The sequence below is a fragment of the Extensimonas soli genome, from assembly GCF_029211265.1.
Lineage (GTDB): Bacteria > Pseudomonadota > Gammaproteobacteria > Burkholderiales > Burkholderiaceae_C > Extensimonas > Extensimonas soli.
The window spans coordinates 62954-71871 of record NZ_JARGEL010000026.1 but is presented as its reverse complement, the minus strand read 5'-3'; the positions used below and the strand labels follow the sequence as shown (position 1 = coordinate 71871).

Below are 8918 nucleotides of genomic sequence, written 5' to 3'. Positions count from 1 at the left end.
GCCCATGCCACCCATGCCGCCACCACCGTGGTCGTGGGCCGGGGCTTCCTTCTTCGGCGCCTCGGCCACCATGGCTTCGGTGGTGATCATCAGGCCCGCGATGGAGGCCGCGTTCTGCAGCGCGGTGCGGGTGACCTTGGTCGGATCCAGGATGCCGAAGGCCACCATGTCGCCGAACTCGCCATTGGCGGCGTTGTAGCCGAAGTTGCCGGAACCGGCCTTCACCTGGTTGACGATGACCGACGGCTCTTCGCCCGCATTGGCGACGATCTCACGCAGCGGCGCTTCCATCGCGCGCAGGGCGATCTGGATGCCGTGGTTCTGGTCCTCGTTGGCGCCCTTGAGGTTCTCGACCGCCGACTTGGCGCGGATCAGGGCCACGCCACCACCCGGCACCACGCCTTCTTCCACCGCCGCACGGGTCGCGTGCAGGGCGTCTTCGACGCGCGCCTTCTTTTCCTTCATCTCGACTTCGGTGGCTGCGCCGACCTTGATGACGGCCACGCCGCCGGCCAGCTTCGCCACGCGCTCCTGCAGCTTCTCGCGGTCGTAGTCCGAGGAGGTCTCCTCGATCTGCGCCTTGATCTGCTTGATGCGGGCCTGGATGCGCTCGGCATCGCCGGCGCCGTCGATGATGGTGCTGTTTTCCTTGGTGACCACAACGCGCTTGGCGCGGCCCAGATCGTTGATCGTGGCCTTCTCCAGCGACAGACCCACTTCCTCGGAAATCACGGTGCCATTGGTCAGCACGGCGATGTCTTCCAGGATGGCCTTGCGGCGATCACCGAAGCCCGGCGCCTTCACTGCGGCCACCTTGACGATGCCGCGAATGGTATTGACCACCAGCGTCGCCAGCGCTTCGCCTTCCACTTCTTCTGCCACGATCAGCAGCGGCTTGCCGGCCTTGGCCACGCCTTCCAGCACGGGCAGCAGGTCGCGTACATGCGCTCTGATTGACCAAGGTGTTCTGCAAACTACCGTGGGCGAGCACTTTGGTGCGATCAATGCGGCAAACATGCGTCGTGCCCATGCGCTGATCGAGAGCGGCAAGGCCCGGGGCAAGATCGTTCTCGAAGGTTTCTGACTTCACTCATCAGACGGGCTCGCCTGCGGGCCCGTTTAACCGCCTGCGGCATCACTTGCGGTTTTTAATGTTGGAGAGTTGACGATGAATACGTCCAGTAACGAGTTGGTATCAATTGCCGTGCTCAAGGCCAAGGCAGGCAAAGAACAGGCATTGAAAGAAGAATTGCTGACGCTGATAGAGCCGACCCGCGCAGAGCCGGGCAATCTCGATTATGTGTTGTTCGAGCAGCGTGACGAGCAGGGCACTTTCTACATGCGCGAGGCTTTCAGGGATCAGGCGGCGCTGGATGCGCATTTTTCGATGCCTTACTTTCAGCGCTTTGCCGCCACGGCAGATGATCTGCTGCAAGAGCCGTTGCAGCTGATATTCCTTGAACAGGTATCGGCCTGATCATTCAGCCTGTTGAGCCGCACCACCTCGGCCGGGCGTGGACGTGGCCGGCGGATCAATTTGCTCCAGGACGCGCCTTTACTCCGAATTGCGCAACGATGTGAGCGCCCAGCTCCTCAATGACGTCCGCCGCAGGGCGCTTTCCGTACTTGAGATTGAGGATAACGTGGTCCACCCCGATTTCCTCAAGCGACTCCAGCAAAGCCCGGAGGTGGTCGCGCCCGAGCCTGAACCCCAAATGAATGGGAGTGGGCGGCGTGGACGGGTTCTCACTGAGGTCGATGTAAAGCGACTGAGTGAAGGGCTTATAGACGGCACCACATTGCTTCATGACCTCCATCCGCCAATCTTCCACGATCAGTCGCTGTATTGTCGGCGCGCGTGGATAGTTGATCCATCCGGCGCTTTCGCGCGCGATCCAATCCAGTGACTGGCGGCTATGTCCGGTCACGAGCATCGGAATCACTTGGGTTGTGGGTTTGGGAATGAGGTCTGCGCCGCGCAGCTCACCACCGCTCCAGCGGATGGGTTCGAAGCTGGTGCTGTAGGCTCGGCGAATCACCTCGTAGTGCTCTCGAAAGACTTCTCCGCGTCTTTCGGGATCGACGTCAAAGGCTGAAAACTCCACTGGGCGATCGCCGGAGGCTACGCCCAGAATCAAGCGACCTGCGCTCAACTGATCGACGCTGGCTGACGCCTTGGCCGTGTGCAGAGGATGGTGTAAAGGGATGGCAATGGATGCGCTGCCAAGCGCTATCTCTGACGTATGAGCCGCCATATAGCCCATGTATACCCAGGGATCGAAGGCTTGGCCGACATCGCCGAAATTAGGGTCCCGAAGAGGCACGTCGCGAAACCAGAGCGCGGAGAAGCCCAGCTCCTCTGCTCGTTTGGCCAATGCGACCTGGTTGAGCATGCTCGGAATGTCCCCACCGAAGGCCTCCAAAGGGAAGAACAATCCCAGGCTCAAATGACCCGGAGTGAAGGTTCGGCTGAACCCTCGATGCTGCTGATAAGGAATCGTGCTCGGCAGATACATTTTAATCTTCCTCAATGGGAGAAACCGATCAGACAGTAACTACGATCTTGCCGATCTGCTGATTGGCCTCAAGGAAACGGTGGGCTTCCTGGATGTCGCTAAGGGCAAATGTCTTGGCGATGATCGGGCGCAGTGCACCAGACTTCAGTCCTTGGAGAATAAAAGCCTTGGCACGCTCCAGGGCTTCTGGGTCGGCCACGATTTCTGCATAGAGATAGCCCTTCAGGGTTAGGCTTTTGGCCAGCACGGTAAACAGCGGGAAAGGCGTTGGCTCTGGGCTGAGTGCACCGTACTCCAACAAAATACCTCCACGGGCCATGCTTTGCGTTAGGGGCTCGAAGGAGGGGCCGCCAACTGGGTCGAATACAACACGAGCACCTTGCCCGGCAGTGATGGCCATCACTCGCTCTACGATGTCCTCTTCGTCGCTCACGATCACATGCGCCGCACCGGCATCCAGCAGGGCCTGTTTTTTCGCGCGGGTTCGTGTGATCGCAATCGATGTGGCACCGACCATGCGAGCTATTTGGAAGGCTGCCAGACCGACACTGCTTGATGCTGCAGTGATAATCACAAAGTCACCTTGTTTCAACGTTGCTTGATCGATTAGCGCCCCCCAGGCGGTGACGTACTGCATCCAGGACGCAGCAGCCTCTGCGAAGGACAGGCCCTCAGGGCTCTTTACCACCAGATGAGCCGGTACATTGGCCAGCTCGCCGTAGGTGCCCCAGCGAGCGATATCCAATGGAGGGATTAGAGCGACGGCATCGCCAACCTTTGTCTCGGTTACGTCGCTACCGACTGCGACCACGATGCCAGCGGCCTCATAGCCCAAGCGGCTCGGAAACTCGGCCTCCTGTAGATACGCATGGTTGCGAAACATCACTTCGGCACGGTTCAGGCCAATAGCTTTGACGCAAATCTGCACCTCGGTTGCTGCCGGCGCCGGTACGTCCAGATCTTCCAGCTTCAGAACGCTGGCGTCACCGTATTCATGAATTCTGACAATGCGTGCCATTACGGATACCTGTCGCGTCCCTGACCATCATATAGTCCCGTCTCGGTCCCCGCTGCTGCTGGCCCGTGAGGTATTTCGGGAGCTGGCGGGGGACGGGAAGCCGGCTGATCGGGAGGTATGCGTATGCTGATCGCGCTGCACAAACAGGCCCGCACCACGCCCCACGTGCGGGCGCAGATCGCCGCCAGTGACGAGCCGGTGGCGGTGCTGGCACGCCGCTATGGGGTGACCGCGCCGACCATCTACAAATGGAAGCGGCGCACCGATGTGCAGGACCGGTCGCACACGGCGCACCGGCTGCAAACGACGTTGACTCCCGGCCAGGAAGCAATCGTGGTCTACCTGCGCCGGGCCCTGCTGCTGCCGCTGGATGACCTGTTGGCGGTCACGCGCGAGTTTCTGTGCCCGGAGGTCTCCCGGTCCGGCCTGGACCGCTGCCTGCGCCGCCACGGGGTAGGCAATCTGCACGCCCTGCGCCCGGCGCCGGACACAGCGGTCAGCAAGACCTTCAAGGCCTACGTGCCCGGTTTTGTGCATATCGACGTGAAGTACCTGCCCCAGATGGCGGACGAGACCCGGCGACGGTATCTGTTTGTGGCCATCGATCGGGCCACCCGCTGGGTCTACGTGGCCCTGAAAGCCGACAAGAGCGCGCGCTCGGCGCGCGCCTTCCTGGGCGCCCTGGCCAAGGCCTGCCCGGTGCGCATCACCCGCCTGCTGACCGACAACGGCACCGAGTTCACGGACCGGCTGTTCGGTGGCCGGGCGCGGGCACCGACCGGGCAGCATGAATTCGATCGCCTGTGCCAGGAACTGGGCATCGAGCACCGCCTGACCCCGCCGCGCCACCCGCAGACCAACGGGATGGTGGAGCGCTTCAACGGGCGTATCGCCGACCTGCTGCGCACGCACCATTTCCGGTCCGGTGAGGACCTGGAGCAGACCCTGCACCGCTATGTCACGCTCTACAACCATCACTTACCCCAGCAGGCACTGAACGCCCAAACGCCCGTGCAGGCACTTCAGGATTGGTACGCTTCAAAACCGGAGTTGTTTCTTCGAAAACCGAGTAATCGGCCGGGACGTGACAGATACCTCGCTTTTGAATGGGCTTTGATTTACGCGACCTGCAGTGTCGGATAGTCTGTATAGCCCTTGGCGCCACCTGCGTAGAACGTGTTGGAGTCAGGCGCGTTCAGCGGTGCCTTGGCCCTGATGCGTGCGGGCAGGTCCGGGTTAGCCAGGAAGGCGGTGCCAAAGGCCACAGCGTCAAGCTTACCTGCGGCGATGGCTGCCTCTGCCTCATCAGCGCTGTAACCCATATTGCCCACCAACACACCCTTGTACTTTTCACGCGCTACGGGCATGACATCGGCCTTCTGCACGCCGAAGAAATCGGCGCGCATCACGTGCAGGTAGGCCAGCTTGAAGGCATTGAGCCTATCGGCCAGGAAGCCGATGAGGGCCAGCGGGTCACTGTCTTTCATGCTGTTGTAGCTGTTGAGTGGCGACAGGCGCAGACCCACACGCTCGGAACCGATCGCCTGGGTCACGGCAGAGAGTACCTCGAACAGCAAACGTGCACGGTTTTCCAGCGATCCGCCGTAAGTATCGGTGCGCTGGTTGGGCGTGTCGCGCAGAAACTGGTCAATCAGGTAGCCGTTGGCGCCGTGTACTTCCACACCATCAAAGCCGGCGGCAATGGCGTTGCGTGCGCCTTGAGCAAACGCAGCCACGATGCCGGGAATCTCTTCGATGGTCAGGGCGCGGGGCACCGCGTGCGGCACCTTGCCTTGGGGCGTGTGGATCTCACCCTCAATGGCGGTGGCGCTGCTGGAGACAATGGGGGCGCCATCGGCAGCGCCAGGGTAGGCTGCGCGGCCAGCGTGCCAGATCTGCATGAAGATGCGTCCGCCCTTGGCGTGCACCGCGTCGGTCACCTGCCTCCAGGCTGCAATCTGCGCGTCGTTGTAGATGCCAGGCTCATTGACGAAGGCTGATGTACCGGGCGCCACCATGGTGCATTCGGAAATCAGCAGGCCGCCGGTGGCACGCTGGCTGTAGTACTCGGCCATCAGCGCGTTGGGCATGTGGCCAGCGTCGGCACGGGTGCGGGTCAGCGGTGCCAGAAGGATACGGTTGGGCAGGGTGAGGGTGCCTACTTGAAGTGGATTGAATAGCATGTGGATGAAAACCCAGATTAGTGAACAGAAAACAGTGGTAAAGCTAACAGTATTCCCAATACTCTGACCTTTGAAAGGTCACTGAAGACTATTTTGGCACGGCTGGTGCTTTTGCACCCAACGCACGATGTAGTAGACGCAAGTGGGTAAGCCTTTGCTTCCGACAGTTTCGCGGCTGTCTCCATCCGTACATGCACCAAACGCCTTTGGTCATCCACCGCGTCGCAACTCCCTGACACCCCGGCCCAGCTTGCGGCGCAACAGGGCCCGCAGGGTCACCCCATCCGAGTACCCGACCTGTGCGGCGACTTGGTCGACGCTCGCGTTTCCGGTGCGCAAGAGATGGACGGCATGCTCCACGCGCAGATCCTGGAAATACGACAGCGGTGTCTTTCCCAAAACGCTTTGCAGCCGCCGCGCCAAGGTGCGCTCGCTTGTGCCCGCGGCGCTGGCCGCCTCGGCCAGCGAGAACCCCTGCGCGAGCCGACGTCTGGCCCAGCACTCGAAGCGCTCGACCATCGGGTCGGCATGCGCAAGGTGGTCGGGAATCACGAACTCGGCTTGCGAACTGCGTGTCTCGACCAGCAGATAGCGTGCCACCAGGGCCGCCAGCGCCGGACTGCGCCCTCGGATGATGCGCAAGGCCAAGTCGACGTGGGCCAAAGCGGCACCCGCGGTGGTGAAGCGTGTCGATTTCACGATCATGCGTGACTCGTCCAGCGTGACGTTCGGATAGCGCTGCCGAAACATCGGCCCCAGCCACCATGACGTCGTCGCACGATGCCCATCAAGCAGGCCACTCTCTGCAAGTAAGAAACTACCGGAGCAGGCGGCACCAAGGTGCGCGCCAGCGGTGGACCACTGCTGCAGCGCGGCGACCGCATCGGGCACGTCGGGGCGTGTGAGCCGAGCCGAGAGCGTGTCAGGCATCTTGTCACCAAACGCGGGCACGAGCACGACGTCTGGTTCCGGCACGCCACGCGCAGTGACCACGGGGACCGTCAAGCCCTGCGCCGTTCGGATGCGACGCCGCACGCCCACCAGCGTGAGCTCTATGTGCGCGGGAGCCTGTGGCAGCGAGCCCGACATCGCATTGGCCAAGCCCACTGTGTCAGTGAGCGCCGCAAGCCCCAGATCAAACACGCCATCACAAACAAGGATATGAAGTTTCATGGCAATAATGATATCAAAGTTGTCATTATTGTCTATATAAATGGTTGTCATGAAGACTTAAACTGCAGGCTCGTCGATGCTTTCACCTAAACCATTTACCCAAAGGATTACAGTATGACCAAGCTCGCCCTGTTTGTTCGCCTCGAAGCCAAACCCGGCCAGGAGGCTGCGCTTGCCGACTTCCTGGCCAGCGCACTGCCGCTCGCCAACGCCGAATCCGGCACCACTGCCTGGTTTGCATTGAAGTTTGGCCCTTCGACGTTCGGTGTGTTCGATGCCTTTGCCGATGAGGCAGGTCGCCAGGCACATCTGAACGGCCAGATCGCCGCGGCCTTGATCGCCAACGCAGCGACCTTGCTCAGTTCTCCGCCCAACATCGAGAAGGTCGAACTGCTTGCAGCCAAACTGCCTGCATGACAACCCGGCCTTGACCCAATCAGGTCACGCTGCAGGATGGGGGTCACACAGCCCTACGTGCGATCCCTCACTCGTGTGATGGCGAATGAGTTTCTCAATAGCCTCGGGTGGGACTTTCGTATGGTAGACGACCCGCGGCGCGCAAGCCTGGGCGATTGCCGATCTCGACATCGACGCGCTCGAACGCCACCGCGCGCAGGCCCAGGTGGCCGTCGACCTCGATTGGGATGGCCAGAAGGCGCCGGCATTCCGGCAGGCCCGGCATTCGTGACCGGCAATTCCTTTCACCCCGCACACCACCCCGAACCCGAAGCGGAATGCCCGCCGCCAGGTTCACTCCAACCCGAGACATGACCATGACAAAACTCCCCGTACTCGCCCTGCTGTGCTCTTCGCTGTTGCTGCCCCTCGCCGCGCATGCCGGCGATGGATGCGACGGCCTGCCGAACTGGCAGCAGCTCAAGCAGGCCCTCGCCAATGCCCGCAAAGACGCCAACGGCGGCTTCAACCTCGACATGTGGGGCACCGTGGTGGCGACCGACGGCACGGTCTGCGCCGTGGCCCATACCGGCGCCAAGGTCGGCGACCAGTGGCTCGGCAGCCGGGTGATTTCCGCGCAGAAGGCGAACACCGCGAACGCCTTCAGCCTGCCGGGCCTCGCCCTGTCCACCGCCAACCTCTATTCGCCCACGCAGCCGGGCGGCAGCCTGTTCGGCCTGCAGTTTTCCAACCCGGTCGATACGCAGGTAGCCTACGCCGGCAGTGCCGCGGACTTCGGCACGGCGAAGGATCCGCTGGTGGGCGCGCGGATCGGCGGCGTGAACGTGTTCGGCGGCGGCCTTGCGCTGTACGACGCGAAGGGAACGCGGGTGGGCGCGCTCGGCGTCAGCGGCGATTCCTCTTGCGCCGACCACAACATCGCGTGGAAGGCCCGCCACGCGCTCGCGCTGGACTACGTGCCGGCCGGCGTCAGTCCCGCGAAGGACGACAACATCGTCTATCTCGACAAGACCGAGCAGGCCAATGGCTTCAAGCATCCGCTTTGTGGTGGAACCGAGGACAAGGTGACCCTGCCCCCGGTGCGAAAGCAGTAAGTTGAGCCACAACGGGCGGGCACAACCCGCCCTTGTGCAACGACCGGGAAGCCGCCGCATGACCACCATTGGAAGCACGCCAGAGACCGCCACTGTCTACGGCATGCCGGCCGACCGGGCCGCGGCCGTGGACGAAGTGCATGCGCGCCCGCATCCGCTGCTCCAGCCCCCGCGCGGCCTACTGCAATTCGCCCTCAGCAACCAGCGCGAGCTCTCCAATGTCGCATGACCGCCTTGCTTGACCAGATCCTCCCAGGCCCCCGCCATGCCATACAGGCGCAGCTCTTTGAGCTCTTTGTCCAACTCACGCATGATCGGCCTCCTGCACGACAATGTCTGTGCGCAGGCTGTCGTAGCGCGCCGTGTCGGCCAGGGGGGCTGGCTACCAGTGGCCACATCGAACTCCGCGAGCCTTCCTGTCCATCTGTTCCGGCCGATGTCTGCCAAAACGGCCAAATGATTCAAAACAAGGACTGTGTTCTTACGGACGGACTTTTGTTCAGAAATTGGACGCGGG

At 62.0% G+C, this 8918-nt stretch carries 10 protein-coding genes and 2 pseudogenes; 6 read left to right on the top strand and 6 right to left on the bottom strand.

Going from position 1 to position 8918, the window contains the following annotated elements:
* A pseudogene (gene groEL / locus PYV55_RS12695) lies at positions 1-948 on the bottom strand (chaperonin GroEL); the annotation flags it as partial.
* On the opposite strand from groEL, the pseudogene PYV55_RS12690 reads away from it, so the two are divergent.
* A pseudogene (locus PYV55_RS12690) lies at positions 938-1084 on the top strand (zinc-binding dehydrogenase); the annotation flags it as partial. The pseudogenes groEL and PYV55_RS12690 sit on opposite strands and share 11 nt — an antisense overlap.
* An 84-nt stretch (positions 1085-1168) precedes the next feature.
* Positions 1169-1477, top strand: a complete 309-nt coding sequence (locus tag PYV55_RS12685; protein WP_275851776.1) for a putative quinol monooxygenase — start codon at positions 1169-1171, stop codon at positions 1475-1477.
* Positions 1478-1532: 55 nt separating this feature from the next.
* Here PYV55_RS12685 and PYV55_RS12680 read toward each other — a convergent pair whose 3' ends face one another.
* Positions 1533-2516 carry an LLM class oxidoreductase gene (locus PYV55_RS12680; protein WP_275851774.1) on the bottom strand — a complete coding sequence of 328 codons (984 nt, stop codon included), beginning with the start codon at positions 2514-2516 and terminating at the stop codon, positions 1533-1535.
* A gap of 28 nt (positions 2517-2544) precedes the next feature.
* A complete protein-coding gene (locus tag PYV55_RS12675) occupies positions 2545-3534 on the bottom strand; it encodes a zinc-dependent alcohol dehydrogenase family protein (RefSeq protein WP_061959000.1) in 990 nt (329 codons plus the stop codon).
* A gap of 123 nt (positions 3535-3657) precedes the next feature.
* On the opposite strand from PYV55_RS12675, the gene PYV55_RS12670 reads away from it, so the two are divergent.
* The gene (locus PYV55_RS12670; protein WP_275851770.1) at positions 3658-4677 is read left to right on the top strand and encodes an IS481 family transposase; all 1020 of its coding nucleotides are present in this window, start codon (positions 3658-3660) and stop codon (positions 4675-4677) included.
* Here the strand turns inward: PYV55_RS12670 and PYV55_RS12665 are convergent.
* Both PYV55_RS12665 and PYV55_RS12660 read right to left on the bottom strand, forming a co-directional pair.
* Positions 4653-5717, bottom strand: a complete 1065-nt coding sequence (locus PYV55_RS12665; RefSeq protein WP_275851768.1) for an alkene reductase — start codon at positions 5715-5717, stop codon at positions 4653-4655. The two genes, PYV55_RS12670 and PYV55_RS12665, sit on opposite strands and share 25 nt — an antisense overlap.
* 210 nt (positions 5718-5927) lie before the next feature.
* On the bottom strand, positions 5928-6941 hold the full coding sequence (locus tag PYV55_RS12660) for a GlxA family transcriptional regulator (protein ID WP_275851766.1): 1014 nt from the start codon (positions 6939-6941) through the stop codon (positions 5928-5930).
* Between the two features lie 63 nt (positions 6942-7004).
* Between PYV55_RS12660 and PYV55_RS12655 the strand changes: the two genes are divergently transcribed.
* On the top strand, positions 7005-7307 hold the full coding sequence (locus tag PYV55_RS12655) for a putative quinol monooxygenase (protein WP_003291558.1): 303 nt from the start codon (positions 7005-7007) through the stop codon (positions 7305-7307).
* Between the two features lie 94 nt (positions 7308-7401).
* On the opposite strand, the gene PYV55_RS12650 is transcribed toward PYV55_RS12655, so the two are convergent.
* Complete coding sequence (locus PYV55_RS12650; RefSeq protein WP_275851764.1) at positions 7402-7572, bottom strand: hypothetical protein; 171 nt, start codon at positions 7570-7572, stop codon at positions 7402-7404.
* A 91-nt stretch (positions 7573-7663) separates the two neighbouring features.
* On the opposite strand from PYV55_RS12650, the gene PYV55_RS12645 reads away from it, so the two are divergent.
* Both PYV55_RS12645 and PYV55_RS12640 read left to right on the top strand, forming a co-directional pair.
* Complete coding sequence (locus tag PYV55_RS12645) at positions 7664-8401, top strand: GlcG/HbpS family heme-binding protein (RefSeq protein WP_101049933.1); 738 nt, start codon at positions 7664-7666, stop codon at positions 8399-8401.
* A gap of 58 nt (positions 8402-8459) precedes the next feature.
* The gene (locus PYV55_RS12640) at positions 8460-8630 is read left to right on the top strand and encodes a hypothetical protein (protein ID WP_275851759.1); all 171 of its coding nucleotides are present in this window, start codon (positions 8460-8462) and stop codon (positions 8628-8630) included.
* The last annotated feature ends 288 nt before the right edge of the window (positions 8631-8918 follow it).